Genomic DNA, 21,524 nt, shown 5'->3' with positions numbered 1-21,524 from the left:
TCCTCTCCTTTTTTTGTGTGATTGAAATCCATTCTTATCGACAGGTATAATGAGTGAAGATAGGTGGAAGGGGTTGTGGGGACGTGGCGAACTGGATTTCAAGCCAACTGGCAAGACTCGATATACCGACGCCGTTCGAGGTCGGCAACGTGAACGTCTATGTCGTCGAACATATGAACCGATTCTTTATGGTCGATTGCGGACCGGACACGGAAGAAGCATGGACGTCATTGACGACGCAATTGGCCGAGCTCGAACTGACGCTCGCGGATATTGATTTTTTATTTTTGACGCACCATCATGCCGACCATGCGGGTCAGGCGTGGCGTCTGCGTGATGCCTCGATTCCCGTCTATGGACATGAGAAACTCGTTCGCTATTTGGAACAGACACCGAACTTCATTAAGCGGGGCAACCAGTTTTTATACGACCTGGCGCACTGGTTCGGGACACCGGAGGCGATTGTGAACAAACTGCCGGATTATCGGGAGGCGTTGCGTTGGATCGGTCCGACGACCGTGACGATGACGTTCGAGGACGGGCAGGATGTGACGAGCGACGGGGCGTGGAAGACGATTCATCTGCCAGGGCATGCGAGTGACCAGCTCGGATTGCTCGGTCCGGGTGGCGTGTTAATTGCGGGCGACCATTTGATCGATGCGGTCGAACCGAACCCGCTCATTGAACAGCCGTACGAAGAGGAAGGGTTCGCCTCGCCGGTCGTCCTCTATCTCGATTCGCTACGGAAACTGCAAGCGGTCGACTTGAAACTTGTCGTGAGCGGGCACGGGGAACCGATTCACAAACCGCTTCCGTTGATTGAGGCCCGCATCAGTCAGCGTTATGAGCGGAGTGAATTATTGCTTAACGACTGGGTTGATGGTTTGAGCGTCTTCGATTGGTCGATGCGTCTCTATGGACGCAAGATGCGACGGGCGATGCCGCTCGTCTTCAGTGAAGTGTTCGCCCGTTTGACGTTGCTCGAGGAACGTGGGCGTGTCGTCAAACAGCTGACGGACGGAAAATGGATTTATGTGAGAGCGGAGGAAATTGTAGAATGAGACATATTGTCATCACGGGTGCGTCGAGCGGCTTTGGGGCCGCGCTGGCGCATTCTTTTTATGAGTCGGGTGCCAAGTTGACGTTGATTGCTCGGAACGAGGAGCGGTTGCGCGAACTAGGGGCAACGTTATCGGCCGATTGGATGGTGGCCGACGTCTGTACCGACTATGAAACGCTCGTGGAACGAGTCGAACGTACATATGGAGCAATCGACGTCTGGGTGAACAATGCCGGAATCGGCGAGTTCGACCGGGTCGTCGATCAAACGACCGACGTCATCGAGGAGACGATGCGCTTGAACGCGACCGCCCCGATGTTGCTGGCGCGTGATTGTGCGCGAACGATGCGCCGTGGCAGTACGATCATTAACGTCTGCTCGCAAGCGGCGAAAGTCCCGACTCCGAAATCGGCTGTCTATGCCGGATCGAAAGCGGCGCTGCTCCAGTTCTCGAACGCGCTCCGGTTGGAACTGAAGCCGGCTGGGATTCATGTGTTGACCGTCAACCCGGGACCGATCGCGACACCGTTCTTTCTCCGGGCTGATAAGAGTGGTCGTTATGAAGCGAGTGTGAAATCGATTATGCTCGATCCCGATCGCCTTGCGAAACGCGTCGTCGCGGCGTGTGAGGCGTCGAAACGTGAAGTGAATGCCCCGTGGTGGATGGAACTCGGCGCCAAACTGTACGCAATGTGCCCGGTCATGTTCGAACGACTCGCAAAACGGGGATTTGACAGAAAGTAAATGTGTCAACACAGAGAAAAAAGGGGGAGCTATGATGCGCCTATTGAAACAGTTTGGCTTGATGCTGTCACTTATCTTCCTCGCTGCCTGCGGGACGACGCGAGCGGAAATCGCACCGACGTTCGAACAGGCGGCCGAAGAAGCAAAACAGTCGACGGTCAATTTTTATATGTGGGGAGGCGATGATGGCATCAATCGCTATATCGATGAGTATGTCGCGCCCCGTCTGAAAGAGACGTATGACATGGAGTTGAACCGCGTCCCGATGGACACGGCTGAATTTGTGCGCCAATTGTCGCTCGATAAGCGGGCGAACCGAGAAGAAGGCACCATCGACCTGATGTGGATCAATGGGGACAATTTCCGTAACGCCGCCGAGGCGGACTTGTTGCAGGGCGACCTGCTCGACAAAATCCCGAACGCCGCACTGTTGAACGAGGAAGCGCAAGCGACCGATGCGGGAACACCGACAGACGGGCTCGAGATTGCATGGGGCAACGTCCAGTTCGTGCTACATTATGATACGGACAAAGTAAAGAATCCACCGACGACGTTCGACGAATTACATCGTTGGACCGAAGAAAATCCGGGCCGTTTCACGTATCCTGAAGTGACAGACTTCACAGGAAACGCGTTCATCCGTCATTTGCTCTACGCCGAGTATGGCGCTGCGGCCGGTGAAGGTGAGATTCCAGATGACTTCTGGAAGAAGCTCGCGACGTGGTCGCCGTCTCTATGGAAACAAGGGACGACGTATCCGAAGTCGCTCGCCCAGCTTGACCAGCTGTACGCCGCGGGTGACGTTTGGATGACGATGGGCTTTAATGAGCGGCGTGCCGAGGCGGAACGCAACGACGGCGTGTTTCCGAAAGGGACACGGGCGCTCGTGCTCGATCATTCGATTGCCTCGACGCACTTCCTCGCCGTACCGTTCAATGCCAAAAATCCGAACGGTGCGCTCGTCGTCATCAATGAGTTACTGTCACCGGAAGCCCAGCTCGCCAAACAAGATGCGACATACTGGGGGGACGGGACATCGCTTGATTTGTCGAAACTCGATGTGTCCGACCGTGACGCCTTCTTGAAACTTGATGACGGTGTCACTTATCCTGATCCGGAACGTCTCGCCGAACGATCGATTCCCGACTATGGGCCGGGCGTGATTGACGCGATTCGCGAGGAGTGGGACCGTGTCGCGCAGTAGTCTATGGCTCAGTTTGTTCGTCCTGGCTTTGCCGTTCACCGGGGTCGCCTTCTTGATTTACGAGACTGTCGGCTTCGACTGGTCTGAATTGAACGATGCGGCCTGGCGCGCCAGTCTCGCAGTGACGCTGTATGTGACACTCGTCTCGACGGTCCTCTCACTTGTCATCGGCACGTGGCTCGCCCGATCGGTGTATCGGAGGCAATCGACATGGCTCGCATCACTGCTCAGATGGCCGATGTTCGTACCGCACGTCGCAGCAGCGTATTTATTTTATGTCTTGTTCTCGGGTGGCTTTCCGTTCTACGGGTTGGTGGAGGCGAACGAACGTCATCATCTCGTCGTCATCTTGACGTACGTTTGGAAAGAAGTGCCGTTCGTGTTTTTGATGGTAATCGGGACGTATGCCCAATTGAACCGAGGCTATGTGGATATGGCGAAGACGCTTCAACTCACGCCGTTCGAACAATTTAAAGTGGCCGAATGGCCATTTCTCGTCAAACCGCTCCTTGATTCGTTTTGGGTACTCGTCGCGTTCATTTCGTTTGCCTATGAAGTGCCGGCCTTGTTAGGCGTCACGTTCCCTGAACTGCTCGGAGTGCTCGCCTACGAACGATTGACGACCGGCCTGTTTTTAAATGCGTACGAGTCGTATGCGGTCGCTCTCATCTGGACACTGTTCATTTTTATCGGTGTCATCGGCTCCTATACCATGACGGCTAAACGACGACGGCGCATCGAACGGGGGGTGAGACGATGAATCGGCTTATCGTCGCGGGTTTGATCCTGTTCCCGTTCATCGGGCTGTTTTTGGCGTTCCCGGCTGCGTTCAGTTGGGATGAGGCGTTCGGCAACACGGTCCTCTATGTCATCATCCTCGGCCTGGTCAACGTCTGGCTCGGCATCGGGACGGCGTGGTGGCTCATGTTCACCGAGTCGAGATGGAAAACTGCAGTCGAATGGTTCACGTTCCTTCCGCTGTTCATCCCGGTCCTGGCCAGTATGTTCGGTATGTATATCGCTTTGGCGCCACTCGGCCTTGTCGGCACACACATTGGAGTTGGCCTCGTCCTGCTCGTCACGACGCTGCCTTATTCGATTCGGTTGGCGTATAACGCCATGTACGTAATCGGTCGACCGCTCCTTGAACAGACGTTGACGCTTGGCCCGTGGAGCCGGTTCGGTTTCGTGCTGTTCCCGCTCTTGAAAGAGACGATTCGGACGATTGTCTTGTTCTCGACGGTCATCGTCTTGAGTCAATTCGTGCTCGTCCAATTGATGGGGGCGGGGCTCATCCCGACAGTCACGACGCGGCTTTATCAGTTCTATGCAGGCAATGACGTCTCGCTGGCGTTACAGAATACATGGGTGCTCATCCTCGTGCCGGTCCTGCTCTACGTTGGACTCGGAGGACTGTGTGGCATCTGGATTAGATTGGCGAAAGGACGGTTGCAATGAGTTTAGTGTTATCAGGTGTTCAAAAACGCTTTAAAGACCGCGACGTGTTACGCGGCATTGATTTAGACATTCCGAACGGCGAGATTCATGCTCTCGTCGGCGTGAGCGGGTCCGGGAAGTCGACGTTGCTCCGCATCATCGCAGGATTACAGACACACGACTCCGGTACAGTGACGTGGGAGGAGACGCCGCTCGACGGGGTGCCGCCTCACTTGCGCCGAATCACGATGCTGTCGCAATCCCCACTCATGTTCCCACACTTAACGGTCGGCGAGAACGTGACGCTGGCCACGCCGAATCGGTCGCGTCAAGAAGCAGAGACGTGGCTCTCCCGCGTTCGACTGGCAGGTCGCTATGACGCTGAGATTCACGAGCTGTCGGGCGGGGAACAACAACGGGTGAGCTTTGCCCGGGCACTCGCGGCTTCGCCACGGCTCATCCTGCTCGATGAACCGTTCACAAACCTCGATCCCAATCTCAAATACGAGTTGCAGCGCTTGATTCGCGACCTCGTCCGTGAACTTGGATTGACGGCGCTGCTCGTGACGCACGACCGGGAGGAAGCGATGCTCGTCGCTGATCGGGTGACGCTGCTCGAAGCGGGGCGTGTCCGCGCGAGCGGAACCCCACAAGTGTTAGCCGAGACGGAATCGACGTTCGGTGACTTTATTGTACTGGACGGCAGGCTGTATCCCTCGCTTCAGATCGAGGTGACTGACTCCCCGACGGAAGAGACGGTCGAGCTCGTCCGATCGTTCACGCGTTTCGGGCATCGTCTCGGCGAGTATCGCCGCGGGCAGGGGGACTATGTCATCTTGCCGAGAGATGAATCGTTCCGGGACGGCGAGACGTATTATTTACGTAAGAGACAAGGAGGAATTTGATGTTAGACACATACGGTAGCCGGTTCGTTCGTCCCGTCATCGAGCGCGGGGCCGATCGGCTCTTGAAATGGAAGTTTACACCGAATGAGGTGACCGTCCTCGGGGGCATCATCGGCATTTCGGTCGGCCTATTCATCTATAACGACATGCTATGGACGGCCGTGTTGCTGTTGTGGGTGTCCGGTCTGTTCGATGTCCTCGATGGGACGATGGCGCGGCGTTCACAGAGGACGGGCTTTGGGACGGTGCTCGACCTCGTGTTCGATCGCATCGTCGAGATTGCCGTCGTCATCGCGCTCGCCTTACGTCATCCGGAGCACATGCCGATCTTTCTGCTGTTGCTCGGTTCGTTCGTCGTGGCGATGACGTTATTCCTCGCCGTCGGGGCGAGCAGCTCCCGCAGGTCGGAAAAGTCGTTCTATTACCAACCGGGGATTTTGGAGCGGACGGAATGCTTCATCTTGTTCACGCTCATGATTTTATTCCCGACGTGGATTGGCGTCATCGCGACGATGTTCCTCGTCCTTGAAGTGGCGACCATTTTGCAACGGTTGCTCGAAGCGCGGCGGATTTTACGATGAAGCCCCGTCTCGTCCTCGTTGGGCTCGGTCACGGACAGCTCGAGATTCTCGAGCAGCTCGATGCGCTACATGAAATGTATGACGTCCAGTACATCGGGGGACGTGAAACGATTTACACGGGTGCGTTCCCGCAAGTGATTGCCGGGGAGATGGAATCGGCGACGACACGGTTGCGACCTGATGTGACACCGGTCGCGCATCGCCTCATCGGTCTCGACCCGGACGCCCGGATTGTTGAGACCGAACGCGGACAAGTCGGCTATGACGTCCTCGTGCTCGCGACTGGTGCCAAAAGCCGTGGACTTGGCACAGGCATCAAACCGATGACGTCCTACGTCTTGGACGACATCGTCAACTGTGAGGCGGTCACGATTGTCGGTGGCGGCAAGGCCGGGGTCGAGCTCGCCTTCGCATGCATCCGTCACAAGCGACGCGTGACATTGTATGCGCGTCGCCTGTTGCCTGAACTCCCGCGGCACGTCGCTCAGCGCATGGCACGTCGTCTCGTCCGGAGCGGCGTGACAATCATCCTGGCCCCGTTCCAACCTGGACAAGCGGACGGACTCGTCTTGGATGCGACCGGTGTCGTTGCCGACGACTGGTGGTCGGCGTCCGGTCTGGCGGAAGAAGCGGCGTTCATTGAGACCGAGGACGATTTGCGGCATCCGGTCTATCGCGACATCTTCGTCACCGGTGATATGGCGGCTCGGTTGAACGGCGGCGTTGATGCCGTGCGTTCGGGGCGGCACGTCGCCCGCCTATTGCTCGGTACACCGCGACCGTTCAAATCACGGACATCGCTCAATATCTTACTGACGACGCCGGGACAAGCGCTCTTGACGTACGGGAAGTTGACGTGGCACGGGCGGTTTCCATATTGGTTGAAACGGACCATCGACCGGCGCTACGTCGAACGATTTACATGAAGGGACGAAAAAAAGACGGCCATGACGGCCGTCTTTTTGTTTAGTCGTTCAACGTATCGAGGAACGAGCGGATTTGCATCTCCGTCTTGGCGTTCGCTGAGTGGAGATGCTCTTGTTTGACGCCTTCTTTATAGAAGAGAAGCGAGGGGATGCCCCGTACTTCTTGCGCGTCCGACAGTTCCGGCAATTCGTCGCGGTCGACGACGTACCAGTTGAACTGTGGATAGTCTTTGACGAGCTCGTCGACGTACATGTCGAGACGACGGCAGTCCGGGCACCATGACGTCGTGAAGACGACCATGCCTTTATCTTGAATGGCTTCTTGGAATTGCTGATCGGATTGAATCGGTTTCATAATAATCTCTCCCTTCACGTATATTGTCCAAGTAATCGCAATGGGCGTCAACCGATTGGCATTCTCGGTCGCGCCGCAATATGTGATACACTAATAAAAATAGAACCGCAAGGGATAGGTGATGGTTATGGCGTTACGTCATGCACTACTCGGGTTATTGACCCATCAACCCGCTACCGGCTATGCCTTGAACGCGACGTTCAAAGCGCAAATGATTCATTTTTGGCACGCCCATCATACACAGATTTACCGTGAACTGTTAAAAATGGAAGACGAAGCACTCGTCTCCTCTGAGCATGTGGCCCAACATGATCTACCGGACAAAAAGATTTACTCGATTACCGACACGGGACGCCAAGAGTTGATCGACTGGCTGCGGCAACCGACCTCGTACCAACCGAAGATGAAAGACGAGAACTTGCTCCGGGTCAGCCTGTTACAGTTGCTCCCGCTCGATGAGGCGATTCGCTACGTCGAAGAGACGAAAGCGCATCATGAGCAAGTCGCCCATCAAATCAGGGCGTTTCAAGCGGCCCATCAGTCCGAGGCCGATACGCTCGGCTATTTATTGACGAGCGAATATGCGATTCGGATGATGGAAAACTACGCCGGTTGGGCCGATTGGGCCATCGAACAAATGAAACAACGTGACACCGATGCGACCTGACGTTCAGGTCGCATGTTTTGTGTATGGGTGAATCGGCAACCGTGCCAACAGCTCATCAAGTTTGTCCGAATCGATGTCGGCTTGATTAGCGGTAATCAAGTCGTTCAATTGCTTGACCGAAGAGGCGCCTGGAAGGACGACGGCACACGTCCGTTTCGCGGCGGCGAGGGCGTACGCTTGAATCGGCGTCGGGATTGTCGGCAACACGTCGCGCAACTCGGAAGCAGACCATGCCTCGAAGCCTTTGTCCGACAAGCGTTCGGACCACGCAGCGGTCAATAGTCCTTTGGCGAGCGGTCCGCGCCCGACAATCGGGATGTCGAGGTCGAGCGATTCGACGCGACGATCGAGCAACGAGTAGGGTGTCATCAAGACGTCAAGCTCCCCATGCTCGAGCCAATAGCGAATGACGTTTGGACGAATCGAGGAAAGTCCGATCTGTCGGATGACCCCGGCTTGTTTTTGCCGGCGCATGAAGGCGATCGTCTCATCGAGGTCGTCCTCGATCGTGCCGCCATGGACGTAATATACATCCAAATAGTCGGTCTGGAGCCGTTCGAGCGAATCAGAGAGCGCCTGCTTCAAATACGATGCGCTCGGATTCCAGCGCATCCCGTCCTCGGTCCATACGTTCCCGCCCTTGCTCGTCAAGAATAGCTCGTCCCGGCGTCCAGCAAACGTCGAACCGACGAGACGTTCTACCGCGAAGTGATCGTAGACGTCGGCCGTATCGAAATGCCGAATCCCTGCGTCGTAGGCAGCCTCCAGAATCCGACGACCTTCTGCTTCCCCGTACTTTAAAATCGACATCGTTCCTAACCCTAACTCTGGCATTGATAATTCCTCCTTGTTCCGTCTGACGATATGAATCATAATCACAGTATATAGGAAAAGTGAGGGGTACATACAAATGGAAGAGAAAACGATTGAACGGGAAGTCATTTACGAAGGAAAGATTTTTAACGTCGAGAAACACGTCGTCTCGCTACCGAACGGAGGGACCTCGGTCCGTGAACTCGTTTATCATAACGGGGCCGTCGCCGTCCTCGTCGTCGATGAAGACGACCGGATCGTCCTCGTCGAGCAGTACCGGAAAGCGTTCGAATCGTTGTCGCTCGAGATTCCGGCCGGGAAATTGGAGGTCGGTGAGGAACCGATCGCAAGCGCGAAGCGCGAACTTGAAGAGGAGACCGGCTACACGGCCGAGTCGCTTGAAAAAATCTTCTCATTTTACGGAGCGCCCGGTTTTTGTAGCGAGCGGGTCGATGTCTATGTCGCTCATGGCTTGACGGCCGGTACGATGAACCTCGATGAGGACGAGTTTTTACAAGTCCAACGCTTCACGTTCGACGAGGCGATCAAGTTGCTGGCGAGTGGACACATCACGGATGCGAAGACGATTATGGCGATTCAATGGTGGCAATTATCTAAATTGAAATGATTCTAAACTAGAGTGAGTTATGTTACACTTACATAGGAATCATTTTAATTTGAAAAACCGGACGAACTTCGGTATGCTTTGAATAGTGAATTATGCTAAGAGGGGGCGCCTTATGGAAACGCGAATTGAACGGATCAAACAGCAATTGAGCGCCAAAGGATATAAATTGACACCGCAACGAGAATCAACTGTCCGGATTCTACTTGAGAATGAGACGGACCATTTGAGCGCGGAGAACGTGTTCATGCTCGTCAAAAGCATCGCACCGGAAATCGGACTCGCGACCGTCTATCGGACGCTCGAGCTATTGACGGAGCTCGGTGTCGTCGACAAAGTCAACTTCGGTGACGGCGTCGCACGTTTCGACCTCAGACCGGAAGGCGCGAACCATTCGCATCATCATCTCGTCTGTGTCGAGTGCGGTTCGGTCGAAGAAATCATGGAAGACCTGCTCGTCGACGTCGAGAAGAAAGTCGAAAGCAAATATGAATTTTTAATCAAAGACCATCGTTTGACGTTTCACGGCATCTGTAAAGTCTGCCAAGCTAAAGGCGTCACGCTCGAGGGTCATAAAGCAGTCATCAACGGATAAACCAAGACAGGCAGCCTCCCAAAGGCTGCCTGTCTTTTGTATATCATCACGTCGTCAAGTAACGGGACAAGACGGTGGCAATCCCGTCTTCATTGTTCGATGTCGTCACTTCCGTGGCGATGGCCATAATGTCTTCGACGGCGTTGCCCATGGCGATGCCGATGCCGGCATACTCGATGATCGACCGGTCGTTATGCCCGTCACCGAACGCGATGACACGGTCGCGGTTAATATTGAGGTTTTGGAACACCTGGTCGAGCGCCCGGGCCTTGTCGATGCCGAGGTCTGTGAACTCATAGTACATGGCGGCCGTGAACATGCCGGTGACGCGATCCGTGAACGGTCCGGCGAGCGAGGTCGCATGCGCCTGCAGATAGTCAGGTTGTCCCGCGACGAGAATCTTATAGACAGGGAAGTCGATAACATCGGCGAGACGAGGTGCTTCCCGTAATCGGAACCGACCGCCGCGCGACTCATACTCGATGATATTGAACGGCTCACCGTTCAACTCGAGCATGCCGTTGAAGACGTCATTGACGTACATATACGTCTCGTCATTAATCATCGGGATGACGTCGAAGCCGGTCAAATGATCCAAGATGGCACGTGCGTCGTTCGGATGAATCGCCTGTTCGAACAATGTTTCATTAGTCGCCACATCCGTGACGCACGCCCCGTTCGAGGAGACGATGAGTCCACCGTACTCATGTAGCCTTAGTTCTTCTGCGAACGGTTCGATGCCTCGTTTCGGCCGGCCGGAGGCGAGTACGACTTTTTTGCCTTCCGCCTGAAGGTCGAGCAATATCTGTTTCGTGCGCGGTGAAATCATCTTTTGGTCGGTCAACAGCGTTCCGTCAAGGTCGAGTAAAATCGCCTGAATCATCAACTCATCTCCTTAGATTGTCAATTCGAGTTTGTTTTGTTCGGGGTCGAGCAGGACGCTCTCGTAATAACCGTCTCCCGTCGTCCGCGGTCCGTCGATGAGCGGATACCCGTCGGCTTCGAGTCGTCGCGTCAATACATCGACCGCCTCTTTGCTACCGAGCGCGAACGCGATATGCGCGTAGCCGATCGTTTCGCGTGGTGTGCCTTGGACGTCAGGGCGTCGCATCAACTCGAGCCGACATGTCGAATCAGGGAACGTCAGAAAATAGGATTCGAACTGTTTTTGTTCGTTCGTATACTTGTCGTTCGCAGTTGCCCCAAGGTACGTCTCGTAGAAGTGGCGCATCGGTTCAAGGTCGTTCACCCATAGGGCGACATGTTCGATTTTCATGTAAGTTCCTCCTCAGATGGTTGGTGCAAGATGACGTTTAAGCGTTCCGTGTTCAAGAGCATCCCGAGCATTATCAAGACGGTCACGAGCGGAAATAAGCCGAGCGACGTCTGAGACACGATGAGTCCGAATAGCGGGGGCAGGAACGTGCTGCCCGTGTAGGCGAACGCCATCTGGAAGCCCATCAACCGTTTTGCCCGCTCCGCACCAAAGCGTTGCGGCGTCTCATGGAGCATGCTCGGGTAAATCGGGGCCAAGCCTAGCCCGATACAAATCAATCCGACCAACATCGCTCCGGTCGCCGGAATGAGAAACACGAGGCTACCGATTAAAGCAAGGGTTTGCCCGAGCCGAATCATCTGTCGATTCGTGAAGCGGAACGAGAGGAACCCGCTCAGGAAGCGACCGAGCGTGATGCTGCCGTAATAGATTGACACCCACATCGCAGCCGTCGCGACAGAGAACTGTTTCATCTGGACGAGGTAACTGCTCGCCCACAGGCCGATGAGCGCTTCAATCCCACAATAGAGCAGGAACGTGGCCAGCGCATACGAGAGGCCTTTTGGCATCTTTCGTTCGAGCCCGGTCACGGCCGTCTCTTGTCGTTCGAGCGTGGAGGGCTCCGTTTTGATTTCGCGCTTCCAGAGCGGGAACGACAGGAGCAGGAGGAAGGCGAGCGCAAACTGAATCAACGCGACAATCAAATAGCCGTCACGCCACCCGCTCTCCGTCAAGACGCCGGCCATGACGAGCGGTCCGCCCGTCGCTCCGACGCCCCAGAAACAATGGAGCCAGTTCATATGGTGCGCCTTATAGTTTTCTGCGACGTAATGGTTGAGCGCGGCATCGACCGCCCCGGCACCAAGTCCGAGTGGAATCGATAGGACGAACAGCCAAATCAAGGACGGGGCCGCATAAAAGCCGAGCAGGCACAATGCCGTCACAAGTCCGGAACCGAACGTGACCTGCTTCGTATCGAACCGTTCGAGCAATCTACCGCTAAGCAGACTCGATAAAATCGTACCGGCGGCAATGGTCATAAAAATCCACCCGGCCATCGAGATCGGGGCGTTGAACTCGACGTGCATCAATGGCCAACTGACACCGAGCAAGGCGTCGGGCAGGCCAAGACTGATAAAGGCAATGTAAATCACGGTCAATAATAAAAATCCTGTCATAATTCACCTCTTCAAATTGATTCAAGGATCAACCCGACGCAACGTCGAGCCAAGCCTGCGAAATAATCTTCTTCCCATATGCCAATCAATAAATCGGGGGTATGGGCCGCCGGAATGTGACGCTGGCAGGCGTGCCGAATCCCCTCCAACTCGGCATCGACGAGATCGACGTCCGAAAAAATGATGGCGTGCGGATTGAGCGTCGCGGTGAAGGTCGCGACAAGCCGACCGAGCGCATCGAGTGCGGCGTCCGACAATGGGGCCGGGGTCGGGGCCGACCGCTCGCTCGTTATCCGGTCAAGAAACGTCGAGTCGTCATAGAGCGGTAGAAACGAGATTTCCCCGCTGAACCCGGTCTTTCCGCGGATGAGCTGTCCGTTGATGAGAATCCCGGCACCGGGTCCGTTCTTTCCTAAATAGATGTAGACGATTGACTGGTCGCCGCTGAGTTCGTGCGTGTGTCCATACCCATAGACGGCCGCATTCATATCGTTCTCGATGACAGCGGGGCGATCGGTGCGAGACTCGACCCAACGTTTCAAGTCGAGGTGTGCGAACGTCGGATATTCCGGAGCTAAGATGATTGTCCCGTCCGCGACGGCCGCTGCGACACCGAGGGAGATTGCACTCACGTCGGAGGTCTGGTCCAACTGTCGATCGAGCACCGCACCGAGTGCACCAAGGTGGTCCGCGTCTAAAATCAGTTGCGTCCCGTCGTCAATCGTCTTACCGGTGCAATCGATGAGACGATAGCGGATGACCGTCTTCTCGACGTATAGCGTCAATCCGTGCGTGAACTGCTCATTATAGACGTAACGTTTGGCAGGGCGTCCGCCGCGTGAATCCTCGAATCCATGTTCGAACACTTCACCGGCTTGTATCAACTGCTCTAACTGTTTCTTGACAGTCGGAAAGCTGAGCCGGGTCGCCTCCGAGATGGAGGCGACGGTCGAAAGATTGGATAGAACGAGCTGACGCCGCACGGCAATCGTTAAATCTGTAGTGGTATGCTCCATAACCGACTCCTTCCTAACTTTTTAAATTGGTTTAATAAGTCGACTTGAGTGTACCAAATCCTGCCGGGATTCGTAAGCCCCAATCGGAAGGAAAGCGTAAAAACCTCACCAAAATCTGTCACAAAAAAGCTTTTAAAAAAATGAGGTCAGACGTCTTCACAACGGTTTACATAAGTGATATGATGTAAGCGTATTCAGGTGTAACGAGAAAGGAGGGGGATGTCATGCGTTCGCAAGTCGAGTCATTTTTGCAGTACATGACGGTAGAAAAACGAATGTCGACGAACACGAGACAAGCCTATGCGAGCGATTTGACCCAGTACTTATCGACGTTGACCCAACTCGGGGTGACCGAATGGAATGAGGTCACGCGGGCACATATCGTCAAACATATGGAAGAGTTATCGCAAGCCGGTCGGGCCGCCTCATCATTGCGGCGAGCCGTCAGTTCGATTCGGACGTTCCATCATCATTTAAAGATGACCGGTGGCGCCACGACTGACCCGGCGCTCTATTTAGAGACGCCGAAAGCAGAACGTCATCTGCCGGACACGTGGTCGCAGGACGAAGTCGAGCGGTTGCTTGACAGCGTTCCGACGTCAGACCCGCTCGCACTCCGCGATCGGGCCATGCTCGAACTGCTCTATGGCACGGGTATGCGCGTCAGTGAACTTCTTGGGCTCGATTTGGATGATTTACAGTTCGAATTGGGGTATCTACAGTGTGAAGGCAAAGGCGAGAGTGCCCGGATCATCCCGGTGTCATCTGTCGCCCAGAGTTTTGTCGAGCGCTATATCCAACAGGCGCGTAACGGGCTCGGTGGTCGGGAGACCGAGGCGTTGTTCTTGAACGGACGTGGCGGCCGGCTCAGTCGTCAAGGATTCTGGAAGATGATTAAACGACGGGCCAAAGAGGCTGGCATTCAAAAAGAGATCACGCCACACGTGCTCCGGCATTCGTTCGCGACACACTTGCTCGAGAACGGCGCCGACCTTCGGGCCATTCAACAGATGCTCGGGCATGCAGACCTCTCCACGACTCAAATTTACACACATGTCAATAAGGCACGACTTCATGATGTCTATCGAAAACATCACCCGCGTGCGTAACGACACCAAAGGAGGAACTTTTTGTGAAGAAATTTAAACGTATTTTCTTGGTCGTCATGGACTCGGTCGGAATCGGGGAGTCCCCGGATGCCGATCAGTTCGGTGACGTCGGTTCGGACACGCTCGGACATATCGCCCGTGAACACGGAGGCTTGAATATGCCGCAGATGGGCCGTCTCGGCTTGGCGAACATTAAACCGATCGAAGGTATCGAACCGTCTGAGACGCCTAGCGCCTATGGACGTATGGAAGAGATTTCAGCCGGAAAAGACACGATGACCGGCCATTGGGAGATCATGGGCCTTCATATCGATACACCGTTCCGCGTCTTCGAGGAGTTCCCGGATGACTTGATCAATCGTCTCAAAGAGTTCAGCGGACGTGACATCATCGGCAACAAGCCGGCATCAGGCACAGAGATTTTGGATGAGCTCGGCGAAGAACATGTCAACACGGGCGCCTTAATCGTCTACACGTCGGCTGACTCGGTGCTTCAAATCGCGGCGCACGAAGAAGTCGTCCCACTCGACGAATTGTATCGCATCTGTGAATACGCTCGTGAAATCACGCGCGAAGACCCGTACATGCTCGGTCGCATCATCGCCCGTCCGTTCCTCGGAACGCCTGGCGCTTGGGTCCGTACGTCGAACCGCCACGACTATGCGCTCAAACCGTTCGGCAAGACGGTCATGAACACGCTCGAGACAGCCGGGAAAGACGTCATCGCCCTCGGGAAAATCAGCGATATTTACGACGGTGAAGGCGTCACGAAAGCGATTCGGACGAAGTCGAACATGGACGGGATGGACAAGCTTGTCGCATCGCTCGATGAAGACTTCGAAGGACTCTGCTTCTTGAACCTCGTCGACTTCGACGCGCTCTTCGGTCACCGCCGTGACCCGGAAGGCTATGCGATTGCGCTTGAAGAGTACGACGCCCGTCTACCGGAAGTGATGGAGAAGTTGCGTGAAGACGACTTGCTCATCATCACGGCCGACCACGGCAACGACCCGACGGCACCAGGTACGGACCACACGCGTGAATACGTGCCGCTCATCGTCCATCATCACGGCGCGACGGCAGTCGACCTCGGGATTCGAGGAACGTTCGCCGACATCGGCGCCACGGTCGCGGATAACTTCGATGTCGATGCACCAGCACACGGAAAGAGTTTCTTAAACGAAATTTGAGGAGGCACTACTCATGGTAAATTGGAACGAAACAAAGGCATTTTTACAAGAACGCATGAACGGAACACCAGAAATCGGACTCATTCTCGGCTCAGGACTCGGCGTCCTCGCTGACGAGATTGAGAACGCGGTCAAAATCCCTTACGAGGACATCCCGCACTTCCCGGTATCGACCGTCGAAGGACACGCAGGACAACTCGTTTTCGGTGACCTCGAAGGAAAACGCGTCGTCGCGATGCAAGGACGATTCCATTTTTATGAGGGTTACTCGATGGAACAAGTCACGTTCCCGGTACGCGTCCTCAAATTGATTGGTGTCGAGACGCTCATCGTCACGAACGCGGCCGGCGCTTGCAACGAGTCGTTCAACCCGGGCGATTTGATGATCATCACGGATCACATCAACTTCTTCGGCACGAGCCCGCTCATTGGCAAGAACGCGAGCGACTTCGGGACACGTTTCCCGGATATGTCAGAAGCGTACGATAAAGAGCTCGTCACATTGACGGAAGGTGTCGCGGCGAAGCTCGGTCTTACGATTCAAAAAGGCGTCTATTTCGGAAACACAGGTCCGACATACGAGACACCTGCCGAAGTGAAGATGGCACGCCTTCTCGGTGGCGACGTCGTCGGTATGTCGACAGTACCTGAAGTCATCGTGGCCCGTCATTCGGATATGCGTGTGCTCGGCATCTCGTGTGTGTCGAACATGGCAGCCGGGATTTTAGATCAACCGCTCAACCATGAAGAAGTCATCGAGACGACAGAACGCGTCCGTCAAGACTTCCTTTCACTCGTACGCGGCACGATTCAAAGCATGTAACCACTATCTAACTAGGAGGACGAAACTTATGCGCATGGTCGATTTGATTTTGAAAAAACGTAACGGTGGCGAATTGAATGAAGAGGAGATTCGCTTCATCATCGAAGGCTTCACGAACGAGACGATCCCTGACTATCAGATGTCGGCCCTCTCGATGGCGATTTACTTTAACGGCATGACCGAGAAAGAGACGGCGGCCTTGACGATGGAGATGGTCAAGTCTGGTGACGTCATCGATTTGTCAAACATCCAAGGTAAAAAAGTCGATAAACACTCAACCGGCGGTGTCGGTGACAAAATCAGCTTGATCGTCGCTCCGCTCGTCGCGTCAATCGGGATTCCGGTCGCGAAGATGAGCGGTCGCGGTCTCGGCCACACGGGCGGGACAATCGATAAGCTTGAATCGTTCCCAGGCTTCAACGTCGAGTTGACGGAAGAACAGTTCACGAAGCAAGTAAACGATATCAAAATGTCAATCATCGGGCAGACGGGCAACTTGACGCCTGCCGATAAACGTCTGTATGCACTTCGTGACGTGACGGCGACGGTCGATTCGATCCCACTCATCGCGAGCTCGATTATGTCGAAGAAAATCGCGGCCGGTGCCGACAGTATCGTCCTCGACGTCAAGACGGGCTCAGGGGCATTCATGAAGTCGTTCGATGACGCGAAAGCGCTCGCTGAAGAGATGGTTGCCATCGGGAAGAACGTCGGCCGTCAAACGGTCGCCGTCATCACGGACATGGACCAACCGCTCGGTTTCGAGATTGGGAACGCGAACGAAGTGAAAGAAGCGATCGAAGTCCTCTCGGGCAAAGACGTGAACGATTTGAAGACGATCGCCCTTACGATTGCCGGCCATATGGCGGTACTCGGCGAATTCTATCCGACGTTCGACGAGGCGTATGCTGACCTTGAGAAGCGTATGGCAGACGGTCATGCCCTCGAGGTGTTCCGTCAGTTCGTCGCCGCACAAGGTGGCGACGCATCACTCGTCGATGACTTGTCGAAACTTCCACAAGCAAAATATGAGACGACGTTCGTCGCGAAACAAGCGGGTTACGTCGAGTCGATCATCGCCGACGAAGTCGGCGTGGCAGCGATGCTCCTCGGCGCAGGTCGGGCGACGAAAGATGATCAGCTCGACTTCGCGGCTGGGATCACCCTCGAGAAGAAAGTCGGCGACAAGGTCGAGGCCGGTGACGTGATTGCCGTGCTCCGTTCGAATAAAGAAGATATGACTTCTGCGCTCGAGCGGATGGACCACGCGTATACGATCGGTGCGACAGAGCCGAAGGCACGTCCGCTCGTCCATGCCGTCATCCAGTAAGTAGCAAGTCAGAACGTCTGTTTCCACAAAATAGTGGAGACAGACGGTTTTTTTTGATAGAATGGGCAATGTGTGAGTGAGAAAGACTATATGACCATAAAGGGGTAACTTGATATGAAAAAAGGATCAATGCAATTAGAGAACGGTGAAATGATCGAATTCGATTTGTTCCACGATGCGGCACCGATCACGGTTGAAAACTTCGAGAAGCTCGCGAACAGCGGCTTCTATAACGGTTTGACATTCCACCGGGTCATCCCAGGCTTCGTCAGCCAAGGCGGCTGTCCAGAAGGTACAGGCATGGGTGGCGCAGGCTACACGATTCCATGTGAGACGTCGACGTCATTCCCGTACAAGCATGAAGCCGGTTCGCTCTCGATGGCGCACGCAGGTCGCAACACGGGCTCGTCACAGTTCTTTATCGTCCACGAGCCACAGCCACACCTTGATGGCGTTCACACGGTCTTCGGAAAAGTGACGTCTGGCCTCGAGCACGCGGTCAAACTTCGTCAAGGCACGAAGATGGCCGAAGTCAAAGTTTGGGACGAGAATTGATTTCTGCCTGAACGTTATGGCACAATGAGCCATGTCTCTCACGTGTTCACTTAGTGAAACATGAATGACTAAAGGTGGTGAAACCAGCGATGCTGGTGAAATATAAACAATCGTACGAAAAGACGGCGATGGGACTGCTTGCGTTCTCATGTAGCGACAAGTCCCCACTCGCCTTGCTCGACCTCGTTCGGTCCTATGAAGATGATCCTGCCAAATTCCTTTATCTCTGGAGAGTCGGGGAAGACTTCGTCGGGATTATCGGGATGGAGCAACAAGAGACGACGATGATCATCCATCATATCGCGCTGTCTCCGTCGTTCCGCGGCGAGAAGCGTTCTTACGAACTGCTCGATGAGACCCGTAACTTATTGCCGCTCGACTTGACGCTCGTCGGTCGAGGCAAGACCGGGGACTTGCTCGATAAATGGAATCAAGTCGCAATCTAAAAAAGCTAGGCTCAGCGCCTAGCTTTTTTGCGTGCCTCGAGCGCCCGGAGCCGCTCGTTGACGACCGGTGTCCGGTCTCGATACATATGTTTATGGACGAGCTCGTCAAACGTGAGCGTCGTCGGTTCGAAAGTGGGTTTCAAGCGCTCGATTCGTTGCCGCGTCGGGTTGTCGAGCGGGAGCGTCTTGGGAAGCGGCCAACGACCCAGGTCCTTGGCGAACGCGTCCACGTCGATGCCGTGTCCCTCGAGCTCGGTCGCGGCCAATCCAAGCTTTTGCTGCAACGCCGCGATGCTCTTTTTCGCCCCGGCCGAATTGCCGCGTCGGGCATGGTAATGGGCGACGGCGTACTGAATCAGGGCGGCGTAACCTAAATCTTGACGGCCTCCGTCTTGCCATGCTTCCTCGAGCACTTCGTGGCATTCGAAATAATCGGCATGGCATTCAAACAAGAGCGTATACTGGATTAAAGGCGTTGACATCAATTTTCTCCTTTCGTGGTCACGGTACTACAAAACATGTTATACTAAAGCGCAAAAATGTAAATGGCAGGTGTCTCTATGGAAGCGTACAACGTCAAAATCGATACGTTCGAAGGTCCGCTCGACTTGTTGCTCCACTTGATCGGTAAGATGGAGCTCGACATCGCGGACATCTCTGTCTCCGAGGTCACGGACCAGTATGTCGCCTTTATCCGGACGATGCAAAAATTTGAGCTCGATGTGGCCAGTGAATATTTGGTCATGGCGGCGACGTTGCTCCAGTTGAAGAGCAAGCAACTGTTGCCACCCGTACCGGTCGAAGAGGATGATATTCCTGACTTCGGCGAAGAACCGACCCGCGAAGGGTTGATTCGACAGTTGATTGAATATAAGGCCTATAAAGAAGCGGTCGTGTTCATGCGCGAGCAAGAAGAGTCTCGGCTCGAACTGTATAGCCGTCCGGGCGAAGATTTGACGCGCTATATGTCTGACCTCGTCCAACCGTACGACGGACCGCTCAACTTCTCGGACTTGTTGCACGCCTATTCGAAAATGGTCGAACGCAAGCGGTGGAAAGAACGCCGCAAGAAGACGATCAAACGCGAAGAACGGACGCTTGAGGAGCAGATGATGCGGTTGCACGAGCACGTCTCGGCAGAAGGGAAGACGTCGTTCTTTTCGTTTTTCGAAGAGCGGCCTGACGTCTCCGATCTCGTCGTCACGTTCATGGCGTTGCTCGAGCTGATCAAGTTGCGTGTCGTCACGACCAAACAAGAAGACCGGGACATTCAAATCTCGTTCGTCGAATCGTCAAAGGAAAGGAATGAAGCCGTTGTTGTCTTATGAAACGATTATTGAGAGTCTACTGTTCGTCGTCGGTGAAGAAGGGATGGAAGTGCGTGCCCTCGCGGATACACTTGACATTTCTGAAGCCGCCGCCCGCGAACAGTTGAGTAAACTAGAAGGATCGTTTAAAGACTCCGGTCGTCCGTTCCAATTGATCGAGTCGGCGGGCGTATACAAGCTTGTGACGGTCCCCGAGGTTTCCGAGTATATTCAGCGATACGTCGGCACGATGGCCGAACAAGCGTTGTCTCGGGCCGCGATGGAGACGCTCGTCATCATCGCGTATAAGCAACCGGTCACCCGGGCCGATATCGAAGAAGTTCGGGGCGTCAAAGTCGAACGCGTCATCCATACGCTGTTATCAAAAGGATTGATCGAGTCGGCGGGCCGGGCCAAGACGATTGGACGGGCCAAGTTGTACCGGACGACCGAGCATTTCCTGGACCATTTCGGGTTTAATTCACTTGATGAATTGCCCCCATTAACGTTTGAAGACGAGCTCTCGGACGAAGGCGATTTGTTCTTCGGCCAGCCGTCTGCGATTATGCAAGATAGATTGGAGAATGAATAAATGGAACGTTTACAAAAAGTGATTGCCCAAGCAGGTGTCGCCTCACGGCGCAAAGCCGAAGAAATGATTTTAGATGGACGGGTCCGCGTCAACGGGAAAGTCGTGCGCGAACTCGGGACGAAAGTCGGACCGAAGTCTGAAGTCGAAGTCGACGGTGTGAAAATCGAACAAGAAGAGCATGTCTATTATGTCCTCTACAAGCCGAGCGGTTACGTCTCGACGGTCGAAGACGATAAAGGTCGGAAAGTCATCACTGACCTCGTCCCGCCTGGATCGCGTGTCTTCCCGGTCGGACGTCTCGACTATAACACGACGGGACTCATCATCTTGACGAACGACGGAGAGTTCTCGAACATGATGACCCATCCGAAGTTCAAAATCCCGAAACGCTATGTGGCGAAAGTGAAGAACATTCCTTCGTATATCGCGATGAAACAACTCGAGTCGGGCGTCGAGCTCGATGACGGTTATAAGACGGGTAGCGCCCAAGTGAAGATGAAGACGGTCGACCATAAGAAAAACTCGGCCATTCTTGAAATCGTCATCTCGGAAGGCCATAATCGTCAAATCCGTCGCATGCTCGAAGCGGTCGGTTCGGAAGTCATCAAACTGAAGCGCGAGCAGTTCGGTTTCTTGACACTCGACGGTCTCACGACCGGCGAATGGCGTGAACTGTCACGCAAAGAAGTATCAAAGCTGCGTGAACTTGCCAACCCGACCGTACCACCCGTACAACGAGGCAAGAAAAAGAAAAAATAACAACTAAAAATCGTCCTGATATAGGATGATT

At 54.5% G+C, this 21,524-nt stretch carries 27 protein-coding genes; 20 read left to right on the top strand and 7 right to left on the bottom strand.

The genetic code is table 11. The features are described from left to right. The first annotated feature begins 83 nt into the window (after positions 1 to 83). The 8 genes from KNO58_RS08645 to KNO58_RS08610 are packed head-to-tail and all read left to right on the top strand — an operon-like array spanning position 84 to position 6,857. Positions 84 to 1,061 (top strand): MBL fold metallo-hydrolase, encoded by a 978-nt coding sequence (locus tag KNO58_RS08645; protein WP_214753126.1) that lies wholly within the window; start codon positions 84 to 86, stop codon positions 1,059 to 1,061. After that, positions 1,058 to 1,804, top strand: a complete 747-nt coding sequence (locus KNO58_RS08640; protein ID WP_214753124.1) for an SDR family NAD(P)-dependent oxidoreductase — start codon at positions 1,058 to 1,060, stop codon at positions 1,802 to 1,804. The genes KNO58_RS08645 and KNO58_RS08640 overlap by 4 nt, the downstream gene beginning before the upstream one ends. A 34-nt stretch (positions 1,805 to 1,838) precedes the next feature. Next, a complete protein-coding gene (locus KNO58_RS08635; protein ID WP_214753121.1) occupies positions 1,839 to 3,008 on the top strand; it encodes an ABC transporter substrate-binding protein in 1,170 nt (389 codons plus the stop codon). After that, the gene (locus KNO58_RS08630; RefSeq protein WP_214753119.1) at positions 2,995 to 3,768 is read left to right on the top strand and encodes an ABC transporter permease family protein; all 774 of its coding nucleotides are present in this window, start codon (positions 2,995 to 2,997) and stop codon (positions 3,766 to 3,768) included. Before KNO58_RS08635 ends, KNO58_RS08630 begins: the two co-directional genes overlap by 14 nt. Further along, positions 3,765 to 4,466, top strand: a complete 702-nt coding sequence (locus tag KNO58_RS08625) for an ABC transporter permease subunit (RefSeq protein ID WP_214753117.1) — start codon at positions 3,765 to 3,767, stop codon at positions 4,464 to 4,466. Before KNO58_RS08630 ends, KNO58_RS08625 begins: the two co-directional genes overlap by 4 nt. Continuing rightward, positions 4,463 to 5,350: an ABC transporter ATP-binding protein gene (locus KNO58_RS08620; protein ID WP_214753115.1), complete on the top strand. Its 888-nt coding sequence runs from the start codon at positions 4,463 to 4,465 to the stop codon at positions 5,348 to 5,350. Before KNO58_RS08625 ends, KNO58_RS08620 begins: the two co-directional genes overlap by 4 nt. Then, positions 5,350 to 5,931: a CDP-alcohol phosphatidyltransferase family protein gene (locus KNO58_RS08615; RefSeq protein WP_214753113.1), complete on the top strand. Its 582-nt coding sequence runs from the start codon at positions 5,350 to 5,352 to the stop codon at positions 5,929 to 5,931. Before KNO58_RS08620 ends, KNO58_RS08615 begins: the two co-directional genes overlap by 1 nt. Continuing rightward, complete coding sequence (locus tag KNO58_RS08610; RefSeq protein WP_214753111.1) at positions 5,928 to 6,857, top strand: NAD(P)/FAD-dependent oxidoreductase; 930 nt, start codon at positions 5,928 to 5,930, stop codon at positions 6,855 to 6,857. The genes KNO58_RS08615 and KNO58_RS08610 overlap by 4 nt, the downstream gene beginning before the upstream one ends. A gap of 40 nt (positions 6,858 to 6,897) precedes the next feature. Here KNO58_RS08610 and KNO58_RS08605 read toward each other — a convergent pair whose 3' ends face one another. Next, positions 6,898 to 7,212 (bottom strand): thioredoxin family protein, encoded by a 315-nt coding sequence (locus tag KNO58_RS08605; RefSeq protein WP_029595313.1) that lies wholly within the window; start codon positions 7,210 to 7,212, stop codon positions 6,898 to 6,900. A 127-nt stretch (positions 7,213 to 7,339) separates the two neighbouring features. Between KNO58_RS08605 and KNO58_RS08600 the strand changes: the two genes are divergently transcribed. Further along, complete coding sequence (locus KNO58_RS08600; RefSeq protein WP_021067642.1) at positions 7,340 to 7,879, top strand: PadR family transcriptional regulator; 540 nt, start codon at positions 7,340 to 7,342, stop codon at positions 7,877 to 7,879. 3 nt (positions 7,880 to 7,882) lie between these two features. Here KNO58_RS08600 and KNO58_RS08595 read toward each other — a convergent pair whose 3' ends face one another. Then, positions 7,883 to 8,713 (bottom strand): aldo/keto reductase, encoded by an 831-nt coding sequence (locus KNO58_RS08595; RefSeq protein ID WP_214753109.1) that lies wholly within the window; start codon positions 8,711 to 8,713, stop codon positions 7,883 to 7,885. Positions 8,714 to 8,789: 76 nt separating this feature from the next. On the opposite strand from KNO58_RS08595, the gene KNO58_RS08590 reads away from it, so the two are divergent. Together KNO58_RS08590 and fur are read left to right on the top strand one after the other, a co-directional pair. Beyond that, positions 8,790 to 9,320, top strand: a complete 531-nt coding sequence (locus tag KNO58_RS08590) for an NUDIX domain-containing protein (protein WP_214753108.1) — start codon at positions 8,790 to 8,792, stop codon at positions 9,318 to 9,320. Between the two features lie 112 nt (positions 9,321 to 9,432). Continuing rightward, complete coding sequence (fur, locus tag KNO58_RS08585; RefSeq protein ID WP_016509373.1) at positions 9,433 to 9,912, top strand: ferric iron uptake transcriptional regulator; 480 nt, start codon at positions 9,433 to 9,435, stop codon at positions 9,910 to 9,912. Positions 9,913 to 9,958: 46 nt separating this feature from the next. Here the strand turns inward: fur and KNO58_RS08580 are convergent, their stop codons facing one another. Genes KNO58_RS08580 through KNO58_RS08565 form a run of 4 tightly spaced genes read right to left on the bottom strand, consistent with a single transcriptional unit; the run spans position 9,959 to position 13,382 of the window. Next, complete coding sequence (locus tag KNO58_RS08580; RefSeq protein WP_376778143.1) at positions 9,959 to 10,795, bottom strand: Cof-type HAD-IIB family hydrolase; 837 nt, start codon at positions 10,793 to 10,795, stop codon at positions 9,959 to 9,961. Positions 10,796 to 10,807: 12 nt separating this feature from the next. Then, on the bottom strand, positions 10,808 to 11,188 hold the full coding sequence (locus KNO58_RS08575; RefSeq protein WP_214753103.1) for a VOC family protein: 381 nt from the start codon (positions 11,186 to 11,188) through the stop codon (positions 10,808 to 10,810). Then, positions 11,185 to 12,366 (bottom strand): MFS transporter, encoded by a 1,182-nt coding sequence (locus KNO58_RS08570; protein ID WP_214753101.1) that lies wholly within the window; start codon positions 12,364 to 12,366, stop codon positions 11,185 to 11,187. The genes KNO58_RS08575 and KNO58_RS08570 overlap by 4 nt, the downstream gene beginning before the upstream one ends. Positions 12,367 to 12,377: 11 nt before the next feature. After that, complete coding sequence (locus KNO58_RS08565) at positions 12,378 to 13,382, bottom strand: ROK family transcriptional regulator (RefSeq protein ID WP_214753099.1); 1,005 nt, start codon at positions 13,380 to 13,382, stop codon at positions 12,378 to 12,380. Positions 13,383 to 13,606: 224 nt separating this feature from the next. Between KNO58_RS08565 and xerD the strand changes: the two genes are divergently transcribed. The 6 genes from xerD (at position 13,607) to KNO58_RS08535 (ending at position 18,835) form a co-directional block, all read left to right on the top strand. Beyond that, complete coding sequence (gene xerD, locus KNO58_RS08560) at positions 13,607 to 14,491, top strand: site-specific tyrosine recombinase XerD (RefSeq protein WP_021067635.1); 885 nt, start codon at positions 13,607 to 13,609, stop codon at positions 14,489 to 14,491. Positions 14,492 to 14,514: 23 nt separating this feature from the next. Next, complete coding sequence (gene deoB / locus KNO58_RS08555; RefSeq protein WP_214753097.1) at positions 14,515 to 15,681, top strand: phosphopentomutase; 1,167 nt, start codon at positions 14,515 to 14,517, stop codon at positions 15,679 to 15,681. Between the two features lie 13 nt (positions 15,682 to 15,694). Further along, on the top strand, positions 15,695 to 16,504 hold the full coding sequence (locus KNO58_RS08550; RefSeq protein WP_214753095.1) for a purine-nucleoside phosphorylase: 810 nt from the start codon (positions 15,695 to 15,697) through the stop codon (positions 16,502 to 16,504). Between the two features lie 28 nt (positions 16,505 to 16,532). Then, complete coding sequence (locus tag KNO58_RS08545) at positions 16,533 to 17,834, top strand: pyrimidine-nucleoside phosphorylase (protein WP_214753092.1); 1,302 nt, start codon at positions 16,533 to 16,535, stop codon at positions 17,832 to 17,834. Between the two features lie 114 nt (positions 17,835 to 17,948). Beyond that, positions 17,949 to 18,389, top strand: a complete 441-nt coding sequence (locus KNO58_RS08540) for a peptidylprolyl isomerase (protein ID WP_214753090.1) — start codon at positions 17,949 to 17,951, stop codon at positions 18,387 to 18,389. Positions 18,390 to 18,478: 89 nt separating this feature from the next. Next, a complete protein-coding gene (locus KNO58_RS08535; RefSeq protein ID WP_214720417.1) occupies positions 18,479 to 18,835 on the top strand; it encodes a GCN5 family acetyltransferase in 357 nt (118 codons plus the stop codon). 11 nt (positions 18,836 to 18,846) lie between these two features. Here the strand turns inward: KNO58_RS08535 and KNO58_RS08530 are convergent, their stop codons facing one another. Then, on the bottom strand, positions 18,847 to 19,317 hold the full coding sequence (locus KNO58_RS08530; protein WP_214753088.1) for a DUF309 domain-containing protein: 471 nt from the start codon (positions 19,315 to 19,317) through the stop codon (positions 18,847 to 18,849). Positions 19,318 to 19,395: 78 nt separating this feature from the next. On the opposite strand from KNO58_RS08530, the gene KNO58_RS08525 reads away from it, so the two are divergent. From KNO58_RS08525 to KNO58_RS08515, 3 genes are read left to right on the top strand one after another with little or no spacing between them, the layout of a single operon-like run. After that, a complete protein-coding gene (locus KNO58_RS08525) occupies positions 19,396 to 20,163 on the top strand; it encodes a segregation and condensation protein A (RefSeq protein WP_214753086.1) in 768 nt (255 codons plus the stop codon). Further along, positions 20,141 to 20,734 (top strand): SMC-Scp complex subunit ScpB, encoded by a 594-nt coding sequence (scpB, locus tag KNO58_RS08520; RefSeq protein ID WP_214753084.1) that lies wholly within the window; start codon positions 20,141 to 20,143, stop codon positions 20,732 to 20,734. The genes KNO58_RS08525 and scpB overlap by 23 nt, the downstream gene beginning before the upstream one ends. Beyond that, the gene (locus KNO58_RS08515; RefSeq protein WP_021067626.1) at positions 20,735 to 21,493 is read left to right on the top strand and encodes a pseudouridine synthase; all 759 of its coding nucleotides are present in this window, start codon (positions 20,735 to 20,737) and stop codon (positions 21,491 to 21,493) included. Positions 21,494 to 21,524: the final 31 nt, after the last annotated feature.

The organism is Exiguobacterium sp. J17977, assembly GCF_018616375.1.
Classification (GTDB): Bacteria; Bacillota; Bacilli; order Exiguobacteriales; family Exiguobacteriaceae; genus Exiguobacterium; species Exiguobacterium mexicanum.
Note: the sequence above shows the minus strand (reverse complement) of the source record. Positions and strands in the feature narration are given on the sequence as shown.